The organism is Photobacterium sp. GB-50, assembly GCF_003026755.1.
GTDB lineage: Bacteria > Pseudomonadota > Gammaproteobacteria > Enterobacterales > Vibrionaceae > Photobacterium.
Genome location: NZ_PYNX01000016.1, coordinates 70,384 through 95,449, shown reverse-complemented (window position 1 = coordinate 95,449; position 25,066 = coordinate 70,384). Strand labels below are relative to the sequence as shown.

Genomic DNA, 25,066 nt, shown 5'->3' with positions numbered 1-25,066 from the left:
CGTCCGCCGCTCGTCAGCATTGATAGCAAGCTATCAATCTGTTACCGCTCGACTTGCATGTGTTAGGCCTGCCGCCAGCGTTCAATCTGAGCCATGATCAAACTCTTCAATTAAAGTTTTTGTGGTCTTTCGACCGGCTCAATGAATACTGTTAAAATACCGCTAACTAGAAGCTAGTTAGGATATTTGAATTGACTGTGCCAAATAACCGAAGTTATTTGTATTGGTCACTAGTATCATTGATAAATCTTTCGACTTAACTTTTCAACGAGTGCCCACACAGATTGCATGGTCAAATTGTTAAAGAACGTTGACTCAATACTTAATATTGGTCAGGGATGCGTATTGTACTCAGCCCTTAACTGTAGTCAAGAAGAAATTCTAACTTTAAACTTTCTTATTAACTACCCTTGGCAAAACCAAAGATTTAATCGTTATTCGATATTAATAATTCAAAAAGTTTGAACTCGATCATTTGTTTGTTCGTGTTCCCTTTCGATGGAGCGGCATTATAGAGACTTCGATCACTCTGACAAGTCTTTTTTGAAAAAAATAATGTATTTGCTCGTTATTTCATCTACTGTGGTTGATACGCTTGTAATTACAACATTTGATGAACTGATGGTTCACTCGCTAGTAATTACAACTCAATGAAAGTAATATCATTGTGAGTTCGATGTTAAAAGAAACATTACGCATTCTTCCTTCCATTTTGACGATGTAGTTTAATTAAATATGAAATCAAATAATCCAACCATAATAACCGCTCTAGCTATTGCTATTATCGGTGCATTAATTCTTAGCCTTATTCCTACTCTTCATTCTTCTATTAGCTTTGCTTTAGGTGCAATTGCTGTCGGTGCTGCACTTTACTTCATGCAAAAACCTAAAGAAGTGACCCCTGTCGATAATACTGAAACCTCTCAAAGCAGCAAAACCCTTTATGTTGGTAACCTTCCTTATCGCGCTAATGAGACTGATGTTAAAAATCTATTCGCTGAGCATGGCGATGTTTTTGCTGTACGCCTAATGAAGGATAAACGTACAGGCAAGCGCAGAGGCTTTGGCTTTGTTGTAATGAGTAGCTTAGATGCAGATAGTGCTATCGAGCAATTAAACAATAAAGAATACGGTCAACGTACGTTAAAAGTACGTGAAGCTAATGAGCCTAAAAACGCAGATACGGATATTGTAGAGACTGAATAGTACCCAGCTCTATTTGACGTAAACTTTTATTCAGCGCCGCTACACTTTGTGTAGCGGCGCTGCTATATGTAAGGTTATTTATTTTATTATGGGGTTGTTTTTCTTGTGCAGATAATCCTAACAAGGACGATACGCGTAGCGCTATCGCTTTACCGGAATCCACAACATTCACTTCATTATTAAGAACGGCTTTTATTTCTTCTTTAATTAATGGGAAATGTGTACAACCTAAAATAATGCTATCTACTTGCTGTTGCCATGGCGCTAAAATCTCACTGAGTTCATGAAGAGAAATAGATTCACCACGTAGCTTTTGCTCAGCCATTTCTACTAATCGGGTTGAACCAATCATTTTAACTTCGCAATCACTAGCAAATTGGTTAATTAACTGATGCGTATATTCACGCTTAACCGTTGCAGGCGTTGCTAATAAGCCAATGACTTTGGTATTACTTAACTTCGCAGCAGGTTTAATCGCTGGAACAACGCCTACAATAGGAATGTTAAGATTTTGGCGCAGGGTCGGTAATACAATTGTACTTGCGGTATTACACGCAATAACAACTAAGTCTGCTTGATATTGCTCAACTAATGTCGAGACAATATGATTGGTACGCTCAATAAGTATATTATCGGGTAACTCACCATACGGGAAGGCGGCGTTATCGAAGGCATAGATATATTGCACTTGCGGTAAAAGATCGTAGATTTCTTTATAAACAGATAAACCACCTACACCAGAATCAAAAATAACAATCTTTTTCACTCGTACCATACCTAATAAACATTACTCACCTTATGATACTGCGATCTTCAGTTCTCGCAAACAGCCCAGTTAGCTAACTGATACCGCTGATAATAAAATCGTTCAGTTCTCTCTATATTTTCCATGTAATATCTAGAGATCGTTGGAAAAACTGATCATCAACCACAAAGGTTAGTACTGAATCTTCCCGTTATGTACAAGCTTTATTAAAAAGGCCGCTATATTAGCGGCCTTAATCTTGCGTTTTCGATTAGAATTGGTAGTTAATACTGGTGTAATAAGTACGGCCAGGCATTTGATAACCACCAGCAGTCTCATAATCTTCATTTAGAAGGTTCGCTACTCGCCCTTTTAAGGCAAGTTTTGGCTGTAGCCAATATGTTAATGCCAGATCCCAAGTATCATAAGCCGGTAACTCACCCGTTGGACCATATTGATCTGGACGTTTGCCATGGTATTGATACGTTAGTGCGCTATCGAGATCACCAACACTTGCTGTACCTACCCACTTAAACGAGAATTTCTCGCGGCGATCTAAACGCTGCCCTTGGCTATTACGGGGATCTTTAAAGTCAAAGTTGAGCTGGTGAGATAAAAAGCCCGTATCAAAGTCTGCTTCAACTTCAATACCTTTGATTTTGCTTTTTCCTGATTCGTTATAATACTTCCAAGACGTGTTATTAAAACCAATAAGGTTATCAATCTCCATGCGATAACCTGTAACAGCTAAATCAATCACGTTGTAGTTAGCTTCAATAGCCACTTCCGCATTTTTTGATTTCTCAGGGTTTAATGTTTCAGTGCCGTAAAATGGTGAATATAGTTGGAATAAATTCGGCGCTTTGAATGCACTGCCGTAAGATGTACGTAGTTGCACTTCATCAGTGATATACCAACCACCAGCCACGTTATAAGTAAACTGAGAACCATACTGCTGGTTATCGTCTAAACGTAAGCTAGACTCTAATGAAAAATCATTAACATTCACTAAACCAATACCATAAATACCCGTATTGTTTCTGCTAACGGCATCTGAAGATAGCTTGTCTTGCCATGACTCTTTACGCCAATCAACACCACCGACTAATTGTAGATTGTCGTTAACGGTAAAATGGTTATTCCACTGTAGATTGCGTTGAGTGAATTTCTCATCCTGACTGGCAACAACAGGCGTCGTGGTCGCCGCTTTATTGTAATCGTAATTCGTTTGATGTTGGTAATCTGCAATTAACTTAGATTGGTAACGCCCTAAATCTAAATCCAATCCTGCGCTATAGTCAAATAACTCAGGCTCTGACTGCATATATTGATGTACTGGTTCACCAGAAAAGAAATCAACGAATGAGCTGTCATACTGGTACTGATTTTTATACCAACGTGTAGAGACAAACCCTTTTAAGGTATCGCTAAAACGTTGATGATAAGCAATCATGGCATTACGACTAGCAAAGCCATGTTTATCACCATCATTTAATCCAGGCTGTGGCTTAACGTTATAGCCTTCATCATCTTCATAACCTACAGCAAGTTGCAGCAAACCATTTTCACCAACTTTATACGCGCCTGATGCACTCGCCTCTTGATAGTTATGACTACCAATACCTACATTCAGCTTCGTTTTTGATGGTGAATCAACATCAGCCAATGTAATGATATTGATTACACCACCAATCGCTTCTGAACCATAGATTGCAGCACGAGCGCCGCGAGTAAATTCAATGCGCTCAACTTGAGTCAAAGGAACTTGGTTAAAATCAACCGCACCTTTTGCTGCTCGTGCCATACGAATACCATCAACGAGAACGAGTACCTGATCGGAATTAGTACCACGTACCATAATACTGGCTAGCTGGCCGCGCCCACCATTTTGCGTCACCTGCACACCCGGTAATAAACTAATCACTTCTGTGAGTGTTTTGGCTTGTATCTTATCGATATCTTGGCGGGTCACGACATTAAATGGCGCAAGTACTGAAGTCACAGGTTGTTCAAAACGGTTGGCAGTGACGACCATCACATCATCGGTTTGGGTGTTATCTTCTGCTGCTATTATAGAAAAAGAAGGGAAATACACCGACGTGACCGCCAGCGCTAAAAGTGTTTTTTTCATTTGAGGATCCTAAGTCGCGTATATAACAAAGCAAAAGTGCTTTACCGCTGGTTGGTATTCGGACTTAAGAGCATGACCTGAAGAAGGTCGCCTAGGCATCAACTTCCCATCTCAACAATACATCATTCCATATCTATTGATTAATCATATTGTTAAAACAGTGTTTGGAATACATCCGTGTGCGTTCGTTCTCTATTACCGCTGCGCGTCAGTTACGGATTTTCACCGTATTCCCGTACCATCCCATGGTTAACCAGCGCAGTGCAGATGCTAGTGATGTATCGCTTTTATGTCTAGTTTTGTTTGCTATTAGTTATAAATAAATTACGCAATAAAAGACTTTTTCTCGGCGTAACACTGGACATCACTGTGCAATGCAATAAAATCTGCGCTCTTATTTTGAGCAGTCGAGGCATACACTATGACATCCACCATCCTTAACACCGCTGATTATCAGCAACAGTTGGATGAAAAGGCAGAGCGTATTCAAAACATTTGTGCTGATTTTGATACCCCTGAACTCGAGGTGTTTGCCTCTCCTGCAGAGCATTACCGCATGCGTGCAGAATTCCGTGTTTGGCATGAGGGTGAAGATCTTTTCTATATCATGTTTAACCAAGAAACACGTGAAAAATACCGCGTTGATCAATTTCCTGCGGCAAGCCGTCTGATCAATGATTTGATGCCGATGCTGGTTGATGCGATCAAACCCATTAAAGCGCTACGTCATAAATTATTCCAAGTCGATTTCTTATCAACCCTTAGTGGGGAAATCCTTGTTTCTATGCTTTACCACCGCCAACTTGATGATGAGTGGACAGCAGAAGCTAAGCAGCTAAAACAGCGCCTAAATGATGAAGGTTTTAAGCTAAATCTTATCGGCCGTGCTCGTAAGATGAAAATCGTACTGGATCAAGACTATGTTATCGAACAATTAAAAGTGCACGATCGCACCCTAACCTACAAGCAAGTTGAAAACAGCTTTACCCAACCGAATGGTGAAGTTGCACAAAAGATGCTTGAATGGGCTGTTGACTGCACTCAAGACAGCGAGGGTGATTTGCTTGAACTTTACTGTGGTAACGGTAACTTTTCACTGGCACTAGCACAAAACTTCGAACGCGTATTAGCAACAGAATTAGCAAAACCATCTGTAGATTCTGCGCAATACAACATTGCGGTTAATAACATTAATAACGTACAAATCATTCGCATGTCTGCAGAAGATTTTACTGATGCAATGGAAGGTAAGCGTGAGTTCCGCCGCTTAAAAGATCAAAATGTGGATCTTCAAAGCTACAACTGCAATACGATCTTTGTCGATCCTCCACGATCGGGGATGGATGAGGGAACCTGCCGTATGGTGCAAGGTTATGAGCGTATCATGTATATCTCTTGTAACCCTGAAACACTCAAAGAGAATTTAGACATCCTGTGTGAAACACACAAAATCACACGTTTTGCCTTATTTGATCAATTCCCATATACCCATCATATGGAAGCTGGTGTATTACTTGAACGTAAATAATATTACCAAGTAGCCCGTAATAAAAAAGGCGCTGAAGGCGCCTTTTTTATTCTTGATCTTAATGAAATTATTTCGATTCAACTTCTGGCTTGGCTTTTTTATTCATTATACCCATTTTGTAGCTCACCCAGAATAGCAGCGCTAGTGCAATCATTAATGGTAAGAAGTTCGAGCCCATTTCTGGAATTGCTGCACGAAGACATGCAGAGTAACCAAATGCGCCGACAAAAAAGCATGCCGTTGCAATCGCAGGCGTACCTTCTGTCATTGGCTTACGTAGGTATTCTTGGTACAGGCAGTACACCGCCAATACAAATGCAAGCACAGGGAAAATAGAGAATGCCACGCTGCTTGACGTTAGTACTGCTAATGTTGCGTTACCGCATACACCCGCTAGTAATGATAGAACTAGAGTTTTACGTTCTGCTTTAACTTGTTGCTTGTCCATATCCTTCACCACAAAATCGAAATAAGGTTATAGTTTTTGCCTGAGCTCTCGACGCTCACGCTCTTTTCGGTACCAATAAGCACCCTTTGCAATCATTCTTAATTGCATAATCAATCTTTCTGCATGCTCAGCACGAGCATGGCTATCCAGATCTAACGCTTCCGCTCCTGAACTAAAGACTAAAGTAACAGACGCCTCTGCTTGGGTATACGCTTCTTCGTGCGCCACCCCAGTTTTGGCCTCAAGATACTCACTTAGTTCAGCAACAAAGTGTTGTATTTCACGGACAACAGCAGCACGAAATGCTGTTGATGTGCCTGAACGTTCACGTAATAGTAGACGAAAGACATTAGGACTACTTTCGATAAACTCCATAAACGTCTCAACCGAGGTGCGGATCACACTCCCTTCGGTCGCAATACGTTGACGAGCTTGCCGCATTAGCTGACGAAGGATCAATCCACCTTCATCCACCATAGTTAAACCTAATTCGTCCATATCTTTAAAATGACGATAAAACGATGTTGGGGCAATCCCAGCTTCACGAGCAACTTCTCGTAAACTTAAATTAGAAAAACTTCTGTCTGCACTTAACTGGCTAAACGCAGCATCGATAAGCGAGCGACGGGTTTTTTCTTTCTGTTGAGCCCTGATCCCCATGGACATCTGCTTCTCTATAGTTTTCTGACCATAATACGCAACTAAATGAAGATAAACCATCGCGTAAGAATAGTCCTATACTACTGGCTCAACCGCCTTCACGCAAAGCCAGATTAACATCATTTATTCACACACATCACAATCTACCACCTCACCGTTTAGGGTAATTATTCGCATTTATTCTTCCAACTCAGCGATAGAGCGTGATCCCTCGCCAGCTCTGACCATCTATTGATTCTCCTATTGATTACAAATCGTTACACTTACGATGCAAAAATGTTACCAATACAGATAGGAATAATGTGATGACGGATACGCAGTGCAGTAATAACAGTCATTTTGATGTGATTATTATTGGTAGTGGCCCTGGCGGTGAAGGTGCTGCTATGGGATTAACTAAAGCCGGTTTCAACGTTGCGATTATTGAACGCGAAGACAGTGTTGGTGGGGGCTGTACGCACTGGGGAACGATTCCATCGAAGGCTCTGCGTCATGCTGTTAGTCGTATTATTGAATTTAATCAAAACCCGCTTTATTGCAAAAACAACTCAACACTTCACAGCACCTTTAGCCAAATCCTCGGTCATGCTGAAGTCGTTGTAAATAAGCAAACACGGATGCGCCAGGGGTTTTATGACCGTAACCAATGCCAAATTATTCATGGTGAGGCACGCTTTATTGCCAGTCACAATGTTGAAGTAAAAAGCAATGATGGCAGCCTTGAGCGCTACAGTGCTGATAAATTTATTATTGCAACAGGCTCTCGTCCTTACCATCCTGACGGTGTCGATTTTGATCACCCCCGCGTGTATGACAGTGATTCAATTTTACGTTTAGAGCACGATCCTCGCCATATTATTATTTACGGCGCAGGTGTGATTGGTTGTGAATACGCGTCTATTTTCCGGGGCCTTGGCGTTAAAGTTGACTTAATTAACACCCGTCAACGCTTACTGGAATTTCTTGATAATGAAATATCAGACTCCCTGTCTTATCACCTCTGGAACAACGGGGTGATGATACGTAATGATGAGATATTTGAAGAGATTGAAGGGACTGATGACGGGGTGATCCTACATCTACAATCTGGCAAGAAAATGCGTGCAGATTGTATTTTATATGCCAATGGCCGTACTGGTAATACCGATAAACTCGCGCTCGAACATGTTGGCTTAACCCCTGACTCTCGTGGACAGCTCAAGGTTAACCGCAGTTATCAAACCGAAGTCGATCATGTTTATGCGGTGGGGGATGTAATTGGTTATCCAAGCCTTGCTAGTGCAGCCTATGACCAAGGTCGATTTGCAGCACAAGCGATCAGTAAAGGACAAGCTCAAGGTCAGCTAATTGATCATATTCCAACGGGTATTTACACCATTCCTGAGATCAGCTCGGTAGGTAAGACAGAGCAGCAACTAACCGCAGAGAAAGTGCCATATGAAGTGGGACGTTCCCAATTTAAGCATCTTGCTCGTGCGCAAATTGCTGGCACAGAAGTGGGAAGCTTAAAGATTTTATTCCATCGAGAAACCAAAGAGATCTTAGGTATTCATTGTTTTGGTGAGCGCGCTGCAGAAATTATTCACATCGGACAGGCGATCATGGAACAAAAAGGTGAAGGTAATACGATAGATTATTTCGTCAATACCACCTTTAACTACCCGACAATGGCAGAAGCCTATCGAGTGGCAGCACTCAATGGCCTAAACCGTTTATTCTAACCCTATAGCCAAAACTATTAGCCAATAAAAAACGGAGCTTATCTGCTCCGTTTTTATCCTGCATCCTAATCGACATTCATCATCCGATCATCCGGCTCTAAGATATCAGCCCAAGGCAAGCCTTCATCACCTAAGGTAATAAAATTTGGATTCTCTAATGTATTACGCTCGTTATAAGACAGCGGTGTCAAATGGGTATTAAGAATACGACCGCCCGCCTCTTCTACAATACACTGGGTTGCTGCGGTATCCCACTCACCTGTCGGTCCCAAGCGTAAATAACAATCTACCGCACCTTCTGCCACCAAACATGATTTTAATGCTGCAGATCCTAATGGGACGAGTTCATAGTTGTAGCTTGGATCTAATCGCGATGTGATAGAACTGATTTCTTGGCGACGGCTAATGGCCACAACAATAGACTTCGTATTCTCTTCATGATGATGAGTTGCAATTTTGACACTTTCACCTTCAGCGGTAATCTTATGCGCGCCTTTCCCTGCATAGGCATAATATGACACCCCAGATACGGGCGCATAAACCACTCCCATGATCGGACGGTTATCTTCAACTAACGCAATGATTGTCGCAAAATCACCGCTACCAGCGATAAATTCTTGCGTACCATCTAATGGATCAACTAACCAATAACGTTTCCACTGGCTCCGCTCTGTTAATGGTACGCTAGCATCTTCTTCAGATAACACGGGGATATCAGGCGTTAATTGGGTCAATCGCTCCATCACTAACTTATGAGCCGCAAGATCAGCACTTGTCACTGGCGTATTATCATCTTTGATCTGTTTCTCAAACTGACCACGTTGATAAATATCTAAAATCAATTGACCTGATGCTCGAGCGATCTCAACCACATCAGGCAGTAAATGCGAATAGGCCATTGGTTACTCCTTTCGTGCTAATTGCTTCAATGCTAAAAACAATGCGGTAATACTCCGCGCTTCGGCAAAATCAACATGCGTCAGAAGCTCTTCTGCTTGTGCTAATGGCCAACGAATAATGTCTAACGGCTCAGGCTCATCACCTTCAAGTTTCTCAGGATACAGATCTTGCGCTAAAAACAATGTCATGCGACTGGAAAAATAAGACGGGGCTAATATCACTTCTTTTAATGGTTGTAGTTGATGGGCACCAAAACCAATTTCTTCTTTTAATTCACGATTGGCCGCTTCAGTCGGTGTTTCCCCCTCATCAATTAAACCTTTAGGAAAGCCTAATTCATAACGTTCAGTACCTGCTGAATATTCGCGGATCAACAATAAATCACCTTGCTCCGTCACAGGGACAATCAGCACCGCATTGCGACCACTTGGCTTCATACGTTCATAGGTACGCTCAACACCGTTAGAAAAACGCAAATCCAATGATTCAATTTTAAACAGTCGTGATTGAGCAACAACCTCTGCAGATAAGATTTGAGGTTTATCTTTACTGATCGCCATCTTAAAGCCCTATGTCATGTTATCGCGAAGAAAAATTTTGTTTGTGCCTATGCTTCATTAAAAGCTAATCGCGCAGATAAATAAAGAGGCAGTCTACTTAGACTGCCTCTTACTATTCAGTTTGTGATTAATAACCACTCACATCGCGACGATTAGATAATTACAAACGCCCTGAGTAATTAATTTTATATTGCCCTTTTGAATCAGGATCGCCTAACCATTTTAATTGTTGAGACAATTGCTCAGGAAATGTAGCCCCCGGTTTAAACCATCCTGATAAGCTGTAACTATTATTTTTAGCTAAGTTTGCTTGCCAATCACTACTAACATCATCAGACGACTGTGAGGCTTTTGCTAAAATAGCACCTTCTTGACAACTTAAATCGGCAAAAACAGGGCCTAGATTAATATTTCCCATGGGTGTTGACGCCTTACCTTGTGCCCAAGCCAACGTTGCATTCAAGGTTTTACAATACGGCGCAGCATACAGATAATCACGTACCGTAAGTTCAATATTACCTGTTAATGTCAACGGCACAGGTAACTTGGCATACTGCATGGCATTAGCTGCTGGTACAGAGACTAAGAGCTTTTCAGCAAACGGTCCCGAGGTGCTATAACCGACAATACCACTACCTTGTAGTTGCATATCACTGCCACGGCCAAATCGGACATCAAACGCGAGTTTACCTGTAAATAGACTACCCAGTTTCATGTCCCATTGAATTTGACCTAAACTTTGATTTTGCCACACAACGGTCTTAGCAGAGCCTTGCCATAGGGTTCCTTGAATACCACTTAATGATAAACCATTAACTTTTGGTGCTTGTTGCCATGCCCAATTAGCCGGTAAATGGACAATAGTACTGGCAATAAATACCACCCCAAATGTTGCGCCGATAGCGAGTTTAAATTTCACCTTTAACCTCGTCCTAACTGTAATCGGTTTACTTCAACCATGCCATTTTGATCAGTTTTCGAGATATCAATAAATTGCGTTTCAATCCCAAAGTTATCTTGCAGGTAAGAGAGCCAATTAAGTAATGCATTGAACGGTACAGGCTTCACCCATACTTGAATCGCATCATTACGTGGTTGCATACGGATCAATTCAATCTTAAAACGTTCCGTCGTTTCATTTACCACTTGGTTAAGTCCTTTGTCACTGACATTTACCGTACCACCAGCACGCTTAAACGCCGTGATCTTATTTGCTTTACCTTCAACCCATGACAATAGCTGACGTTCACTTTGAATACGTGTTTGTGCTAATTCAGTGCGTTGATTTAATGGTTGCCATAGTCCCCAGTATAAGATAGCTAGCAATAAAGCACCGCCAGCACCCATAACAAGATACTGCTCTCGCTGGCTTAATGCTTTCCACCATGCTTTAATTTCTGCCATTATGCTTTTCTCCTTAGCACGACGGCACCACTGACTAAGCCATCTTCTTTGCTTAATTGACCTTGCTCAACGGTAAAGTCTTTCGTCAACACACTACGTAATTTCTCAAAATCTTGGAAGTCAGAAGCCGTTGCTTGTAAACGCAGTTCGCCCCGCTTTTGATCGTATTTTAGATTAACAATTTTCACGCTCGGTGCTTTTGATAATGCCGGCTTTAACTCACTTAACCACATTAAAATACCGTTACCCGCTCCCTGCCCACCTAAGCTTTTCAATGCTGCGTTCATTTGATTTTTCAAATAACTCTGTGACGGAATACGTTTAAACTGAGGTAAAACCTGACGGAAGATCCGCTCACTTTCAGCACGGTACGCTTTAGCTTGATGCTCTAGCTGTTGTAACGCCATCACGTGTTCTCCGACTACAGCTACAAGTACTAAACTTGCGGCAATCGCGACTTTACGCCATGGTTTTAAATGCTTACGCCAAGCAGCTTGTGGTTTATAAGCCCCTGATAGTAAATTAACTTTACTTCCCGCAGCCCCTAACGCTAACAGTTGCATCACGAGCTCCGGTGCATGTGCTTGCCAACGCCCACTGACACCTTGAGGTGCTGATGTATAGTGGTGTATGACAACTTGACTTGGATTCGATTCAACATCCGCCACCGCAGATTCAATGGCAGCTTGCTCTGCCTCTTCGTCGTTGTCCTCGTCATCATCACTTGCAGCTAACATAATTGGCGCTTTTTGGGCACTGAACCATGCATCTAACCAACTCGTTTCCGCACAAATCCCCATAAACTCTGATTGACGGATCAACCATTGCCCTTCAATTTCAGCAGCACTATAACCATCATCAAACAACGGCAAACACAAACAGTCTGGAATAACTTTTTTTAGCTCTAAACCACATTCTTTAAATGCTGATAACCATTGCAGCATCTTTTGATGCTCAATAAGCGCTACCGTTGCAACATCATCTTCCCGATGCAGCAACTGAACATGTAAACTTTCAACATCCTGCGCCAATTCTTCTTCTAAGAGATAAGGTAAAACAGCGGTCAATTGGCGGCTACTGCCTGCAGGAATAGTAACTTGTGTTAATAGCATCTCACTGGTAGGCACTAAACCATATACCGGCCGAGTACCCGCATATTCCACTAGCTGATCTAATTGCGTGATATCAGCTAACTGACCTGATGCAATCACTTCGTTCTGCTGTGGCGACCAGACAAGCCATTGCACCGGCACCTCAGGCCGACTACTCAGTCTTATCGTCAGAAATTCGCTCACGGATTCCTCCATACTGGCGACGTACTACCGTCACCTTGTTATTATCATCTCGTTTAAATAGCGTTACCGCTCGTAATCTGGCGTTATCTATTTGTATTTCAGCATCTAATGAAAAATAGTTACTGCTGACCGTTAAGTACTTTTTCTGTTGTTCTTGTTTATCAGCTTGATCGCCTTGTGGTAGCTCTTTCATGAAATCATCAACGCTATCCCACCCTTTACGACGGGCATCGCGATCTTTAATAATTTTTTTTGCAGCGTCCAATGAAAGCTCTGGCGAAAATAAAGCTGACAGTAATACAGCCTGTCTTTGAGTGATCGTATTTACATTGAGTTTAAAGTCATCGGTTGGCAATGCACACACCAAGCCTTTTACTTTCTCATAAATATCAGCCGTCACCCCGTTAACCGCACGTAATTCACTGCGATCCGCTAACCAACCATTAGGGGGTAAGTAAGGTGGTTGAAATGCTTCATACGTGCTGTCTTCACCACCGTAGCTTGATTGCACCGTGGTATTCTTATCAATAAATTCCCAGCTAGAATCTGCGATTTGTTCTGCAGAATAATCATCAACACCACTGTCGATCATGATGTTTTGAAAGTAGGTCACCAAAAATGGCTGCTTACTGCCATCAGCGACGGGTTTTACAGCACCAAGCGCATTAATGTTAAAGCAAGCTTGCTTATCAAACATGCTACCGGTGACTACCGCACCATCAATCGGATAGGTTTGATCTTCTATCGCCCATGGCTGAGTTAAGTCGATGATCTTGCTGTCTTTAAACGTTAAAGCGAGACCTTTTTCAGCTAACGCTTCAACCCCTAAACTGTACCAATACGCCTGCTGATGCTGAATTTGATTCTCAACACGATGAAAATTATGTTGTAAACGTCCCGTCATTTGCACAGCGATCAAGCTCATTAACGCGACCAGCAAAAGCACCACAATTAACGCGACACCGCGCTGTTTTTTCATCATTGTGATTGCTCCGAATCAGCAGAAGCAGATAATGCAGATGTAGGTACGAGATAAATACGCTCAATTTCACCAAAATCTTTCAGTGTCATCGTCACTTTTATACCTTCTGGTAACTTATCTGCGGTATCCCATTTATCTTGCCATTTTTTATCGGTGAAAAAGGAAAACTGCAATTTAGTCACACCATCTAATAACACCTTAACCAGTGGCTTTTCACCAATAACATTATCTGGGTAGCGAAACCAAATACGCTCTAATTGATCGTCAACCACACGATAGCCAACGCGGGTAACATCACCGCGTGGAAACATGGCTTGGGGATTTTGCCAGCCTGTTCGCACGAACATGATCCCATCGCTACTCGAATCCAAAAGGTACTCACCAGCTTGTAACACTTTATCGTTAGGCTCTTCGCCATTAAGCCTGCTTTTACGGGCAACAATTTGACGAAAATCGTTATCCATCATAATCGTGGCACGCTGTATTTCTTTTAATCTTTGGTTATGATCTTTTGATTGCGCATCACTACGCATCACGTTATTCATGACTTGATAAGCGGATAAACTCAGCATGGCAAAAACAGCTATTGCAACAAGTACTTCCAGTAACGTAAAACCGCGCTGGCGGGAATGATTAATTGACGACATAAGTCTTTACCGTTATTACCGAATGTTCACGCTGTGGATCGCTTGCTACCGAAATCTCAATTTGGCGTAATAAGCTCTGCTGCGTTTTGACACTTTTTACCGTCCAATACCATTCACGATCGGCTAATGTCGACTTACCTGTCTTACTTGAGGTTGGATACTGACCGCTTAAATGTAATTGCGCGAGTTCATTATCAGCCACCATCGCAGCAAAGGTTTTTTCTTCTAAATAGCCCAGCGTATTTAAGTGTTGGCTAACCGCTTTCATAATACCCAGCGCAGCAACAGCGAAAATGGCTAAGGCAACTAACACTTCTAATAAGGTAAAACCTTGTTTACTTCTCACGTTTTGTTGCCTGTTCTAAGGTTTCACCTGGCTTAAGCAAGACTAAATTACCCACTTCATCGGCGCTGACTCGCCAAAATTGATTTTCACCGTCGACTTCAAAACGTAAAGTAAACGGTGTGTATTCACCACTGGCCATAACCACAATTTGAGGTTTGATCTTTTTCTTTTCTTCGTCTGACTTTGTAAATAAGTCTTCATCTTTAAACAGTGAATCTGATTTAAAAAGTCGGTCTTTATCTTTCCACGCTCCGCCAATCTCAACCTGAGTTGTAATCGCGTTGTCCAACTTCACATCGGTATAAAATTTTGCACCTTCTAGCGGTTGCCAGCCATCTTGAGTTAATTGCAAAAAATTATATTGGTGTGGCTCAACACGAATGCCGTAGTCCACACCATTAAGCATTGCATCCTCACCCAATAGTTGGGCGAGGTGATGAAAACGTACTGCTTGCTCTTTTACCTCATCTCGTTTGTTATCCGGTAAAGTTGAGATCACCGCAACTGCGCTGGTTGCGAGTAACACCAGCACCAACATCATTTCAATGAGAGTAAAACCTGCACTACGCTTCATCATAAAGACTTATTACTTCTTGTTGTAATCCAACATATTCCAGTTACCGATGTCGGTATTCACACCATCACCACCTTCTTGACCATCTGCGCCTAAGCTAAAGATATCAATCGCGCCATGTTCACCTGGTGCCACATAATGGTACTCATAACCCCAAGGATCTTTAGGTAGACGCTTAATATAACCACCATCACGGTAATTACGCGGCTCAGGAGAAGAAGACGGCTTTGTCACCAATGCCTCTAAACCTTGATCGGTTGTTGGATATACGCTGTTATCTAACTTGTACATTTCTAAAGACTGTTCAAGCGCACTAATATCTGTCACAACTTTTTGTTGGTCAGCTTTTTCTTTGTTACCTAATAGATTGGGAACGACTAAACTCGCCAATACGCCCAAAATAACAATTACCACCATTACTTCTAATAGGGTAAAACCACGTTGTTTTTGTTGCATTAAAACCTCCGAAGAAAAACTACATCCCAACCATGTTGTTCAGTTCAATAATTGGCATTAAGGTTGCGATAACAATAAACATTACCACCCCAGCCATAGCGACAATTAATAATGGCTCAAAGACCCCTAGTGCCATATTAACAAGTGATTCAAAATCACGATCTTGGTTATCTGCTGCACGGGTTAGCATTTGCTCTAACTCGCCACTTCGTTCACCACTCGCGATCATGTGTAGCATCATCGGTGGGAACAATTTGGTTTGCTCAAGGGATACTCGTAGACTTCCCCCCTCACGTACATTATCTGCGGCAGATAAAATTTTCTTATTCACATACGTATTGGTCATAACATCAGAAGCGACCTTCATCCCATCCAGTAATGGAATCGCACTGGATGTACAAATCGATAATGTTCGCGCAAAACGTGAGGTATTTAACCCTCGTGCGACTTTACCAATCACTGGTACATGTAAGATCCCGCGATCCCACTTCATCCGATACTTAGGCTGCTTGAGGGCTGTCTTGATCAAAGCAATGATTGATACAATCACCACAACGACCACTAATCCCCAATGCTGAACAAAATTACTTGCTGCCAATAACACTTCGGTAATGGTTGGTAATTGTTGCCCCATTTGTACAAATTGATCGACAATTTTAGGCACAACCGTTGCTAGCAAAAATGCCACCACAGACACAGCGACAAGCGTTAACATGATGGGATAGATCATCGCTTGCTGTAATTTACTGCGCATTTGTTGCCGGTTTTCGGTGTAGTCTGCCAAACGATTTAAAATCGTATCAAGGTGGCCCGATTTTTCTCCCGCCGCCACCATGGCGCGAAAGAGTTGGTCAAAAATATGAGGATATTCCGCCATACTGTCAGCTAAGGTATATCCTTCTACTACCCGAGAACGCACCGCCAATAAAATGTTTTTTAGACGTGGCTTTTCGTTTTGCTCAGCAACCGCCTTGATACATTCTTCTAATGGCATTGAGGCTTGTACCAGTGTTGCTAACTGACGGGTGATCAGGGCAAGTTCATTGGTACTGATCCCACGTTTAAAGCTGAACTGTTTACGCGTCGGGGTTTTACTGCGACTTTGACCTGAGGTTTGAGTAACCTCTATCGGCACCATGCCTTTTTCACGTAATTGTTGGCGTACTTGACGGGCAGTATCCCCCTCAATCACCCCTTTTTTCTGTCGGCCTTTGGCATCTAAGGCTTTATATTCAAATGCCGCCATTAGCCCTCCTTCGTCACACGCATCACTTCTTCAAGTGTGGTGATCCCTTGACGTGCTTTCGCTAAACCATCATCACGAATACTCGGTGTATATTGACGCACGTATTTCTCAATCGCTTGCTCACCCGCCTCGCCATGGATCAACTCTTGTACTTGTTCATCCACCAGCAATAGTTCATGAATACCCGTACGACCACGATAACCCTTTTGGTTACAGTGCTCACAACCAGATGGGCGATATAATGTCAGTGGTTCAGATTCAGCTAAATTAAATAGCTTTTTCTGCTGGCTATCGGCTTCATAAGGCTGACGACAATCTTGACATAGCGTACGCACTAATCGCTGGGCTAACACCCCAAGCAATGACGATGACACTAAGAAAGGTTCAATACCCATATCACGTAAACGGGTGATCGCCCCGACCGCAGTATTAGTGTGGAGGGTAGATAACACCATATGGCCTGTCAGTGATGCTTGAACAGCAATAGCTGCAGTTTCTAAATCACGGATCTCACCGATCATCACCACATCGGGATCTTGACGAAGAATGGCACGCAAACCTCGCGCAAACGTCATATCAACTTTGCTATTAACTTGCGTTTGTCCAATGCCATCAATATCAAATTCAATCGGATCTTCGACGGTTAAGATATTGCGCTCAGCACTGTTTAGCTCTTGCAAACCCGCATACAACGTCGTGGACTTACCCGAACCTGTCGGACCTGTGACCAAGATAATACCGTGTGGACGCTCGATAATTTTTCTAAACGCTTGATGGTTTTCCTGCGTCATACCTAAGCTATGCAAATCAAGGCGTGTCGCGTTTTTATCTAATAAACGCAATACGACTCGCTCACCATGAGAAGAAGGCATGGTTGATACACGTACATCAACCGCACGACCACCAATTCGCAGTGAAATACGACCATCTTGAGGAATACGTTTTTCTGCAATATCAAGCTTTGCCATAACCTTAATACGTGAAACAAGCAGCGGTGCCAATTTACGACTTGGCTGTAAGACTTCACGTAACATGCCATCAATACGAAAACGGATTGACAGTACTTTTTCAAAGGTTTCGATGTGGATATCAGATGCCCCTTCTTTGATCGCTTCGGCCAACATGGCATTGATCAATTTGATAATAGGTGCATCATCTTCCGATTCCAGCAAATCTTCTGTTTCAGGTAAGTCTTCAGCAAGCGCAAAGAAATCATCGCTATCAGAGCCCAAATCTTGCATTAACTGGCGTGCTTCTGATGAATCACGTTGGTATGCTTGTGTTAACTTTTGCTCAAACTCACTGTCATTTAATGCGATGGGCGTAAAACAGCAACCTAGCACTCGGCGCACTTCAGCAAGTACTGCAGCAGACAGTTGTCCACTGAAATAGAGTTGCCATCCTTGCTCACCAGCCTCTACCACCACATGATGGCGTTTGGCAAAAGAGAAAGGTAATCGAAACGTTACCATTGATTCTGTTTCTAAAAACCCATCAGCCATTAGTGTTGCTCCAACTGAGAAACAAAGGCACGCACTTCAGCTGGTAAATCCATGTCTTCACCGTATTTTGGTAATACCGGCATATCTGCGTCCATCAAGCGCATACCTTGCTCTGCTTTGTATAACTGCTGCGCACGAATATAGTTGTACTTACGCTGAGTCAAACCGTCAGCACTCATCCCATCACGTAAAATAGTTGGGCGAATGAAAACCATTAGGTTGGTTTTTTCAGTTTGGTTATTGGTAGAGCGGAATAACGCACCAAGCACAGGAATATCACCTAAAATCGGCACTCTTTGCTCAGATTCAAGGGTCTTCTCTTGCATTAAGCCACCTAAAGCGATCATGTTACCGTCTTTAACCAATACCGATGTGGTTAGCTCTCGCTTATCAAAACGAATATCAACGGCACCATTAGCATCAGCCACTTGCGAGACAACCTGTTCAATCTTCATTTGAACCGAGTCCCCTTCGTTGATCTGCGGGGTGACTTTAAGTCGAATACCGACATCCTTACGCTCAACCGTAGTAAACGGATTATCGTTATTAGAGCCGGTTTGTGAACCAGTCGTCACAGGGACTTCCTGACCAACCGATAAATTCGCTTCTTGGTTATCCAATACCGTGATATTCGGTGTCGATAATACATTCACATTTCGGTTTGCTTGAACGGCTGTCACTAACGCCGTCCAATCACCCAATGCAATTGCAGCTGCAGCCCCTTTCACACCACCAAGGAAAGCAGCCATTGGTGCTAAATCACCACTTTCTGTCGTCACGATAGGGGGTAATTCCGCACCGGTATCAGGATCGTAACGTTTTTGTGTTGTCGTTTTGTCTTTCGCTGCTTCTTGCGCAGATAGCAAACCACCAATTGGTGCACCACTGTTACCAAACTGGATAACACCGCCGTCTTGTGAGCCCCACTGCACACCGAAATCAACACCGTCACCTTCTTGTACTTCAACAATCATGGCTTCGATATGGACTTGGGCACGACGAATATCTAATTGAGAGATAATCGACTCAAGTTTATTCATCACATCACTTGGCGCAGAGATAATCAGAGAGTTAGTCGCGTCATGCGCAGAAATCATGACTTCATCTTTACTCGATTGACTCACTTGTGGCGTGTTACTCTTATTTGCCGCTTGGATATTTTCAGACACGCCTTTTAGCACATCAACCATATCAGCGGCTTTGGCATATTTTAAGTAAATAACGCGACTGTTGCCGCTTGCTGCCATTTCTTTGTCAAGCTTATGAATCAAGGCTTTTAAACGTTCCCGAACTTTAGGATCGCCTGAAATTAATACTGAGTTGGTACGCTCATCTGCTACCGCTTTCGGGATCAAAAATCCTGGGGTTGATTTCGCATCAGCACTTTTATTTAACGCCTCAACGATACGCACCATCTCAGGTGCTGAAGCATTATTCAGCGACACGACGGTCACGTCTTTATTACCAGCACGATCGACACGCTCAATAATATCCGCTAAGCGGTTAACCACCGCAGCACGACCAGTGATCATAATGATATTGGCAGGATCGTAGTGAACAACGTTACCCGCACCCGCATTATCGTTAAGTTGGCGTAATAATGGGGAGAGCTCTCGCACTGACACGTTTTTTACTGCAATCACACGCGTAACCACAGCATCACCAGGCACATTACTGTCATTCGCGCCCACAACTGGGATAGCAGAGGTTTTGGCATCTTTATCACGAATAACTTTGAGTACGCCATCTTCCATTTCCACAACAGCAAAACCATAGACTTCCAATACGTTAAGGAAGAAACGGTAATACTGCTCATCATTAAGAAGATCATAACTGCGCACATTTACCTGACCACGAACCGCAGGATCAATAATGATCGTCTTATGTAATGAACGTCCAACAATATTGATGAACTCTTGAATATCTGTCCCTTTGAAATTAGCACTTAGCTCATCAGCCATTGCCGAACTACAAAGCAAGCTACTTGCTAACCATAGGGCACTTTTACCCATTAATTTTTTCACAAAAAACTCCTGCGTTTTCGTCTTTTTTGTCACGCAATGCACTGCTATTATTGCAGTTCAATGTGAATATCATGAACTTGACCGCCGCGTTCAACCGTCAAAGTAAAATCAGTCGCTGAAGAAAGCTCAGCCCAGAGCTTTGCCATCACACTTGGATCGGTCAGGCTATTTCCGTTAATCGCCACCGCTAAATCATTCGCTTTCAGGCCAACAGAATCAAATAAAATTCGGTCTTTACCCGGATTCACTCGATATCCCTGTACTTCGCCATCCTTCTTCACTTGAGATAAGCGGATATAACTAAATAGAGATTGAGGTTGAGCTAAAATTTTCTTTTTGATCTCAGCTAATTTCGAGCTGTCGACATTCGGTTTAGTCGCGTTATTCGAGGTTGATTTTTGCGTAGCTGGCTGGGCTGATTTAGAGAATTTTAATCCCTCAAGCATCACGGTTTCATCACGACCACTATTGCTAATAATAACGCGATCGTTATACACCGCTTTTAATGTCACACGGGTACCATCAACAACTTCATTGACACCATAAGTATTCTGCTTACCGTTGTTTGTGATCACGGCAAAGGCGGATTGAGGATCACTGCTCGCGACAACCCCAACCAACTTTAAATTCAATCGCGTTTGTGGCGCGTCTTTTTTAACCGTGGCTTCAACCGGCTTTGGCTGCGCGTTATATTGCCCAAATAGATTCATGGACAATAAGTTACCGACATTAATATCAGATCCTGATGTAGCCACTTTTACTGACTTCGCTTGCCAAGGTGCCACTGTCGCTGGCGGCGCTAATAACATCCACACCATACGACCAGAAATCCACGCTAAAATAACCACTAGTAGCCACGTTAGTAGTCGTGTAAGTGTACGCTGAGATAGCGGGCGCTTTGTGATTATCATGGGCAGCCATGTAGATACTTGCATAGTGGAAATCCATTCAATGAATATCGGGAGGTATATTATCGCTCCCTATATAAACAAGGGGTATTGTAATCAACTTTTATGATCTCTTTTTAACACATTGAATGCTATTCATTATTGTAAAAAAGAAGCAAATTACTCAAAAGACTAACGATAATTTGTAATAAATTCTTGCTTGATGATTGAAAACCCCGATTAACATCACCATTTATTAGAAATAGGTGATAGCTGACGCTATTAAAACAATATGATATTTTATCGCCCCTTTGAATAAAGGAACCGTTATGGGTCAAGCGACATCCGAACTAAAACAGGTTCGTCTTGATAAATGGTTATGGGCTGCACGTTTTTATAAAACACGTTCTGTTGCTCGCACGATGATAGATGGCGGCAAAGTGCAATATAACGGACAACGCTCAAAACCAAGTAAGATGGTTGAAGTTGGCGCAGAAGTAAAATTGCGCCAAGGTAACGATGAAAAGACCGTTACCATCGAAAAAATCTCTGATACCCGCCGTGGTGCACCGGAAGCACAATTGCTATATCAAGAAACAGCACAAAGTATTGAATTACGGGAACGCCATGCACAAATGCGCAAACTCAATGCTTTTGATAGTCCGAGTCCGATCAAACGACCAGATAAAAAACAGCGTCGTGACATCATGAGATTCAAAAACATCAATACATCAGAATAAAAGGTTGCCAGCCTTAATCAATTCATCGTTGGTAATAGCAGAGTACTTTATATCAAGTAAGCCAAATGCTGAGCCACATGAGTTCATTGAAATACTGGGTATAACGCACTTAGATGCACTACCAAATATGATGCAGGGTTGGCACCACAGCTGGAGAGAAAGAGAAAATGACACAAGATTTTTTAAACCGTTACCTATTTGATGGCGTTTCAGTACGTGGTGAGTTAGTACAGTTAGGTGATACTTACCAACAAATTCTTTCAACCACTGAGTACCCAGCACCAATCAAAACACTACTTGGTGAATTGTTAGTCGCAACCAGTCTATTAACAGCAACGCTAAAATTTGAAGGCTCAATCACGGTACAATTACAAGGTGATGGTCCTGTTAGCCTCGCTGTGATTAATGGCGATCAGAACCAAAAGCTACGTGGTGTAGCTCGTTGGGAAGGTGACATTAAAGACGGTAGCACTATCCATGATCTAATGGGCAAAGGCTACATGGTGATCACAATCCTTCCTACCAAAGGTGAGCGTTACCAAGGTGTCGTTGGTCTTGAAGGTGAAACCATGGCGGAATGTTTAGAGACTTACTTTAAAAACTCTGAGCAGCTAAAAACACGTATCTGGCTACGTACCGGTGAGTTTGAAGGCCAACCTAAAGCTGCGGGTATGCTATTACAAGTAATGCCCGATGGTCAGGGCGGTGAAAGCGATTTTGAGCACTTAGAAACAATTACTGATACGGTAAAAGATGACGAACTATTTAGCTTAGATGCACAAGATCTACTGTACCGTTTATACCACCAAGAAGAAGTAAAAGTATTCGAACCACAAGCCGTCAGCTTTGAATGTAGCTGCTCTCGTGATCGTAGTGGTTCAGCAGTTATTAGCCTTCACCCTGACGAGATTGAAAAAATCTTAGCGGAAGATGGAAAAGTATCACTGCATTGTGATTACTGTGGTACCGACTATGACTTCGATAGCATTGATATTGCAGCACTTCGTGAAAATGCAGGCAATGCTGACGATAGCAAGGTTCATTAATTCTCGCTTCGTATTAAGCCTGAAATATAATTACAAAGCCGGCATATATGCCGGCTTTCTCATATTGCAAAACAACATTCCAGCTAAAACTTGAAAGTGAATCACTAAAAAGCGCTTCTTTTTTCACCAGAAATAATAATTCAACCCCCTAGATTTCTGCTTTAACCGCCCTGTAAACTAAATAAAAACATCTAATTCACACGCCCGTTAGCCTTTGCAAAAGCTAGGGTTATTTATGATGTATATCCCTGATTTAGCCCGTTATGGTTAATAGTTAAACAACATCTTACCCAAGGAGCGCCAATGAGCACAATGTGTGTCGATAATAAGGTTGCAACGAACATGGATTTGTCCCAATACGGAATACTCAATGTTACAGATGTGATTCGTAATCCTTCTTACGAAATACTGTTCGCAGAAGAGACGAAAACAGAGTTAAAAGGGTTTGAAAAAGGCATTGTCACCGAGCTCGGTGCAATTGCTGTTGATACAGGGATATTTACTGGTCGTTCACCACAAGATAAATTTATTGTCAAAGACGACACCACCCAAGATACCTTGTGGTGGTCAGATCAAGGCAAAAACGATAATAAACCACTTAGCCAACAAGCATGGCATGATCTTAAATCTCTCGTAACAGCGCAACTCTCTAACAAACGTCTTTTTGTGGTAGATGGCTATTGTGGCGCTAACCCTGATACACGTATATGTATTCGAGTGATCACTGAAGTCGCTTGGCAAGCACACTTCGTTAAAAACATGTTTATTCGCCCAACAGAAGCAGAGTTAGCAACATTTGAGCCCGACTTTGTGATCATGAATGGCTCGAAGTGTACTAATCCTAAATGGCAAGAGCACGGCATGAACTCAGAGAACTTCACGGTATTTAACCTCTCTGAAAAAATGCAACTTATTGGCGGTACATGGTATGGCGGTGAGATGAAAAAAGGGATGTTCGCGATGATGAACTACTTTTTACCTCTCAAAGGCATTGCCTCTATGCATTGCTCTGCCAATATAGGGGAAAATGGTGATACCGCTATCTTTTTTGGCTTATCTGGCACAGGTAAAACAACCTTATCAACGGATCCTAAGCGAGCATTAATTGGTGATGATGAGCATGGTTGGGATGACAACGGTGTGTTTAACTTTGAAGGTGGATGTTATGCAAAAACCATTAATCTTTCAAAAGAAGCTGAACCTGATATCTACCATGCTATTCGTCGTGATGCGTTACTGGAGAACGTAACCGTACGTAATGATGGTTCTATCGATTTTAATAATAATTCAAAAACAGAAAACACTCGCGTGTCTTACCCGATTTATCATATCAATAATATCGTAAAACCTATCTCAAAAGGTGGCCATGCCAATAAGGTTATTTTCTTATCGGCAGATGCTTTTGGTGTATTACCTCCGGTATCAAAGCTAACCCCCGAGCAAACTAAATATCACTTCTTATCAGGTTTTACTGCAAAACTCGCGGGAACGGAACGTGGTATTACAGAGCCGACACCGACTTTCTCTGCATGTTTTGGTAATGCTTTTTTAACCCTCCACCCAACAAAATATGCTGAAGTGTTAGTGAAACGTATGGAAGCTGCGGGAGCTGAAGCCTACTTAGTCAATACAGGCTGGAATGGCACCGGTAAACGTATTTCGATCCAAGATACTCGTGGCATTATCGATGCGATTTTAGATGGCTCAATTGATAGCGCACCAACCAAACAAATTCCTATTTTCAATTTAACCGTACCAACGGCATTACCCGGTGTCGCCTCTGAAATTCTAGATCCTCGTGATACCTATACCGACCCACTACAATGGGAAAGTAAAGCCAAAGATCTTGCCAGTCGATTTATCGCAAACTTCGATAAATATACTGATACCGCAGAAGGCGAGTCTTTAGTCAAAGCAGGCCCGCAGCTCGATTAAGTGTCAAACAACCCAGCCCCTATCGGTAGGGGCTTTTTTATCTCTCACATCACTGATCTACTATAAATTCAAAACCATAGCGT

Annotated in this window: 24 protein-coding genes, 1 rRNA gene and 1 riboswitch; of the genes, 6 read left to right on the top strand and 19 right to left on the bottom strand. The window is 42.4% G+C overall.

Annotated elements, in window-relative coordinates; all coding sequences use genetic code 11:
* Positions 1–113: ribosomal RNA gene (locus tag C9J41_RS16880) — 16S ribosomal RNA — on the bottom strand; the annotation flags it as partial.
* A 622-nt stretch (positions 114–735) separates the two neighbouring features.
* Here C9J41_RS16880 and C9J41_RS16875 point away from each other — a divergent pair.
* Positions 736–1,206: an RNA-binding protein gene (locus tag C9J41_RS16875; protein ID WP_107247527.1), complete on the top strand. Its 471-nt coding sequence runs from the start codon at positions 736–738 to the stop codon at positions 1,204–1,206.
* Here the strand turns inward: C9J41_RS16875 and murI are convergent.
* Together murI and btuB are read right to left on the bottom strand one after the other, a co-directional pair.
* The gene (gene murI, locus C9J41_RS16870; RefSeq protein WP_107207762.1) at positions 1,169–1,981 is read right to left on the bottom strand and encodes a glutamate racemase; all 813 of its coding nucleotides are present in this window, start codon (positions 1,979–1,981) and stop codon (positions 1,169–1,171) included. The two genes, C9J41_RS16875 and murI, sit on opposite strands and share 38 nt — an antisense overlap.
* A gap of 241 nt (positions 1,982–2,222) precedes the next feature.
* Positions 2,223–4,082, bottom strand: coding sequence for a TonB-dependent vitamin B12 receptor (gene btuB / locus C9J41_RS16865; protein ID WP_107247528.1), 1,860 nt, complete (start codon positions 4,080–4,082; stop codon positions 2,223–2,225).
* A 31-nt stretch (positions 4,083–4,113) separates the two neighbouring features.
* A riboswitch (cobalamin riboswitch) is annotated at positions 4,114–4,355 on the bottom strand.
* A 148-nt stretch (positions 4,356–4,503) separates the two neighbouring features.
* Between btuB and trmA the strand changes: the two genes are divergently transcribed.
* On the top strand, positions 4,504–5,610 hold the full coding sequence (gene trmA / locus C9J41_RS16860) for a tRNA (uridine(54)-C5)-methyltransferase TrmA (protein ID WP_107207764.1): 1,107 nt from the start codon (positions 4,504–4,506) through the stop codon (positions 5,608–5,610).
* Between the two features lie 67 nt (positions 5,611–5,677).
* On the opposite strand, the gene C9J41_RS16855 is transcribed toward trmA, so the two are convergent.
* Together C9J41_RS16855 and fabR are read right to left on the bottom strand one after the other, a co-directional pair.
* Positions 5,678–6,058: a YijD family membrane protein gene (locus C9J41_RS16855; protein WP_107207765.1), complete on the bottom strand. Its 381-nt coding sequence runs from the start codon at positions 6,056–6,058 to the stop codon at positions 5,678–5,680.
* A 27-nt stretch (positions 6,059–6,085) separates the two neighbouring features.
* Positions 6,086–6,718 (bottom strand): HTH-type transcriptional repressor FabR, encoded by a 633-nt coding sequence (fabR, locus tag C9J41_RS16850; RefSeq protein WP_107207832.1) that lies wholly within the window; start codon positions 6,716–6,718, stop codon positions 6,086–6,088.
* 305 nt (positions 6,719–7,023) lie between these two features.
* Here fabR and sthA point away from each other — a divergent pair, with 305 nt between their 5' ends.
* Entirely contained in the window at positions 7,024–8,439 is a 1,416-nt protein-coding gene (gene sthA / locus C9J41_RS16845; protein ID WP_107207766.1) for a Si-specific NAD(P)(+) transhydrogenase, read from the top strand.
* A 65-nt stretch (positions 8,440–8,504) separates the two neighbouring features.
* Here the strand turns inward: sthA and cysQ are convergent, their stop codons facing one another.
* The 14 genes from cysQ to gspC all read right to left on the bottom strand — a co-directional run bounded on the left by cysQ (position 8,505) and on the right by gspC (position 21,310).
* Entirely contained in the window at positions 8,505–9,338 is an 834-nt protein-coding gene (cysQ, locus tag C9J41_RS16840) for a 3'(2'),5'-bisphosphate nucleotidase CysQ (protein WP_107207767.1), read from the bottom strand.
* Between the two features lie 3 nt (positions 9,339–9,341).
* The gene (gene nudE, locus C9J41_RS16835; RefSeq protein WP_107207768.1) at positions 9,342–9,899 is read right to left on the bottom strand and encodes an ADP compounds hydrolase NudE; all 558 of its coding nucleotides are present in this window, start codon (positions 9,897–9,899) and stop codon (positions 9,342–9,344) included.
* 160 nt (positions 9,900–10,059) lie between these two features.
* Complete coding sequence (locus tag C9J41_RS16830) at positions 10,060–10,818, bottom strand: type II secretion system protein N (protein ID WP_107207769.1); 759 nt, start codon at positions 10,816–10,818, stop codon at positions 10,060–10,062.
* Between the two features lie 2 nt (positions 10,819–10,820).
* Entirely contained in the window at positions 10,821–11,303 is a 483-nt protein-coding gene (locus tag C9J41_RS16825; RefSeq protein ID WP_105061428.1) for a type II secretion system protein M, read from the bottom strand.
* On the bottom strand, positions 11,303–12,598 hold the full coding sequence (gspL, locus tag C9J41_RS16820; RefSeq protein ID WP_233220417.1) for a type II secretion system protein GspL: 1,296 nt from the start codon (positions 12,596–12,598) through the stop codon (positions 11,303–11,305). Before gspL ends, C9J41_RS16825 begins: the two co-directional genes overlap by 1 nt.
* Entirely contained in the window at positions 12,567–13,580 is a 1,014-nt protein-coding gene (gene gspK, locus C9J41_RS16815; RefSeq protein ID WP_107294807.1) for a type II secretion system minor pseudopilin GspK, read from the bottom strand. Before gspK ends, gspL begins: the two co-directional genes overlap by 32 nt.
* Positions 13,577–14,227, bottom strand: a complete 651-nt coding sequence (gene gspJ / locus C9J41_RS16810; RefSeq protein ID WP_107294806.1) for a type II secretion system minor pseudopilin GspJ — start codon at positions 14,225–14,227, stop codon at positions 13,577–13,579. The genes gspK and gspJ overlap by 4 nt, the downstream gene beginning before the upstream one ends.
* Positions 14,214–14,573: a type II secretion system minor pseudopilin GspI gene (gspI, locus tag C9J41_RS16805; protein WP_107207772.1), complete on the bottom strand. Its 360-nt coding sequence runs from the start codon at positions 14,571–14,573 to the stop codon at positions 14,214–14,216. The genes gspJ and gspI overlap by 14 nt, the downstream gene beginning before the upstream one ends.
* Complete coding sequence (gene gspH, locus C9J41_RS16800; protein ID WP_107207773.1) at positions 14,563–15,150, bottom strand: type II secretion system minor pseudopilin GspH; 588 nt, start codon at positions 15,148–15,150, stop codon at positions 14,563–14,565. Before gspH ends, gspI begins: the two co-directional genes overlap by 11 nt.
* 9 nt (positions 15,151–15,159) lie before the next feature.
* Complete coding sequence (gene gspG, locus C9J41_RS16795; RefSeq protein ID WP_005372551.1) at positions 15,160–15,603, bottom strand: type II secretion system major pseudopilin GspG; 444 nt, start codon at positions 15,601–15,603, stop codon at positions 15,160–15,162.
* 19 nt (positions 15,604–15,622) lie between these two features.
* A complete protein-coding gene (gene gspF / locus C9J41_RS16790) occupies positions 15,623–16,849 on the bottom strand; it encodes a type II secretion system inner membrane protein GspF (RefSeq protein WP_107207774.1) in 1,227 nt (408 codons plus the stop codon).
* Positions 16,849–18,351, bottom strand: a complete 1,503-nt coding sequence (gspE, locus tag C9J41_RS16785) for a type II secretion system ATPase GspE (RefSeq protein WP_107294805.1) — start codon at positions 18,349–18,351, stop codon at positions 16,849–16,851. The genes gspF and gspE overlap by 1 nt, the downstream gene beginning before the upstream one ends.
* Positions 18,351–20,363 carry a type II secretion system secretin GspD gene (gene gspD / locus C9J41_RS16780; protein WP_199187123.1) on the bottom strand — a complete coding sequence of 671 codons (2,013 nt, stop codon included), beginning with the start codon at positions 20,361–20,363 and terminating at the stop codon, positions 18,351–18,353. The genes gspE and gspD overlap by 1 nt, the downstream gene beginning before the upstream one ends.
* 59 nt (positions 20,364–20,422) lie before the next feature.
* On the bottom strand, positions 20,423–21,310 hold the full coding sequence (gspC, locus tag C9J41_RS16775; protein WP_107207777.1) for a type II secretion system protein GspC: 888 nt from the start codon (positions 21,308–21,310) through the stop codon (positions 20,423–20,425).
* 281 nt (positions 21,311–21,591) lie between these two features.
* Between gspC and hslR the strand changes: the two genes are divergently transcribed.
* From hslR to pckA, 3 genes are all read left to right on the top strand, one after another.
* Positions 21,592–22,002 (top strand): ribosome-associated heat shock protein Hsp15, encoded by a 411-nt coding sequence (hslR, locus tag C9J41_RS16770; RefSeq protein WP_107207778.1) that lies wholly within the window; start codon positions 21,592–21,594, stop codon positions 22,000–22,002.
* 167 nt (positions 22,003–22,169) lie between these two features.
* Entirely contained in the window at positions 22,170–23,048 is an 879-nt protein-coding gene (gene hslO / locus C9J41_RS16765) for an Hsp33 family molecular chaperone HslO (RefSeq protein WP_107207779.1), read from the top strand.
* 303 nt (positions 23,049–23,351) lie between these two features.
* Complete coding sequence (gene pckA, locus C9J41_RS16760) at positions 23,352–24,983, top strand: phosphoenolpyruvate carboxykinase (ATP) (protein WP_107207780.1); 1,632 nt, start codon at positions 23,352–23,354, stop codon at positions 24,981–24,983.
* Positions 24,984–25,066: the final 83 nt, after the last annotated feature.

What these genes read in the sequence shown, in the direction of transcription:
- gspH (WP_107207773.1), bottom strand. Translation starts at nt 15,150, where the DNA reads ATGATGAAGCGTAGTGCAGGTTTTACTCTCATTGAAATGATGTTGGTG.
- gspK (WP_107294807.1), bottom strand. Translation starts at nt 13,580, where the DNA reads ATGATGAAAAAACAGCGCGGTGTCGCGTTAATTGTGGTGCTTTTGCTG.
- pckA (WP_107207780.1), top strand. Translation starts at nt 23,352, where the DNA reads ATGAGCACAATGTGTGTCGATAATAAGGTTGCAACGAACATGGATTTG.
- gspG (WP_005372551.1), bottom strand. Translation starts at nt 15,603, where the DNA reads ATGCAACAAAAACAACGTGGTTTTACCCTATTAGAAGTAATGGTGGTA.
- fabR (WP_107207832.1), bottom strand. Translation starts at nt 6,718, where the DNA reads ATGGGGATCAGGGCTCAACAGAAAGAAAAAACCCGTCGCTCGCTTATC.
- sthA (WP_107207766.1), top strand. Translation starts at nt 7,024, where the DNA reads ATGACGGATACGCAGTGCAGTAATAACAGTCATTTTGATGTGATTATT.
- gspD (WP_199187123.1), bottom strand. Translation starts at nt 20,363, where the DNA reads ATGGGTAAAAGTGCCCTATGGTTAGCAAGTAGCTTGCTTTGTAGTTCG.
- hslR (WP_107207778.1), top strand. Translation starts at nt 21,592, where the DNA reads ATGGGTCAAGCGACATCCGAACTAAAACAGGTTCGTCTTGATAAATGG.
- gspC (WP_107207777.1), bottom strand. Translation starts at nt 21,310, where the DNA reads ATGCAAGTATCTACATGGCTGCCCATGATAATCACAAAGCGCCCGCTA.
- C9J41_RS16875 (WP_107247527.1), top strand. Translation starts at nt 736, where the DNA reads ATGAAATCAAATAATCCAACCATAATAACCGCTCTAGCTATTGCTATT.
- C9J41_RS16825 (WP_105061428.1), bottom strand. Translation starts at nt 11,303, where the DNA reads ATGGCAGAAATTAAAGCATGGTGGAAAGCATTAAGCCAGCGAGAGCAG.
- nudE (WP_107207768.1), bottom strand. Translation starts at nt 9,899, where the DNA reads ATGGCGATCAGTAAAGATAAACCTCAAATCTTATCTGCAGAGGTTGTT.
- gspJ (WP_107294806.1), bottom strand. Translation starts at nt 14,227, where the DNA reads ATGTCGTCAATTAATCATTCCCGCCAGCGCGGTTTTACGTTACTGGAA.
- murI (WP_107207762.1), bottom strand. Translation starts at nt 1,981, where the DNA reads ATGGTACGAGTGAAAAAGATTGTTATTTTTGATTCTGGTGTAGGTGGT.
- trmA (WP_107207764.1), top strand. Translation starts at nt 4,504, where the DNA reads ATGACATCCACCATCCTTAACACCGCTGATTATCAGCAACAGTTGGAT.
- btuB (WP_107247528.1), bottom strand. Translation starts at nt 4,082, where the DNA reads ATGAAAAAAACACTTTTAGCGCTGGCGGTCACGTCGGTGTATTTCCCT.
- gspF (WP_107207774.1), bottom strand. Translation starts at nt 16,849, where the DNA reads ATGGCGGCATTTGAATATAAAGCCTTAGATGCCAAAGGCCGACAGAAA.
- cysQ (WP_107207767.1), bottom strand. Translation starts at nt 9,338, where the DNA reads ATGGCCTATTCGCATTTACTGCCTGATGTGGTTGAGATCGCTCGAGCA.
- hslO (WP_107207779.1), top strand. Translation starts at nt 22,170, where the DNA reads ATGACACAAGATTTTTTAAACCGTTACCTATTTGATGGCGTTTCAGTA.
- gspE (WP_107294805.1), bottom strand. Translation starts at nt 18,351, where the DNA reads ATGGCTGATGGGTTTTTAGAAACAGAATCAATGGTAACGTTTCGATTA.
- C9J41_RS16855 (WP_107207765.1), bottom strand. Translation starts at nt 6,058, where the DNA reads ATGGACAAGCAACAAGTTAAAGCAGAACGTAAAACTCTAGTTCTATCA.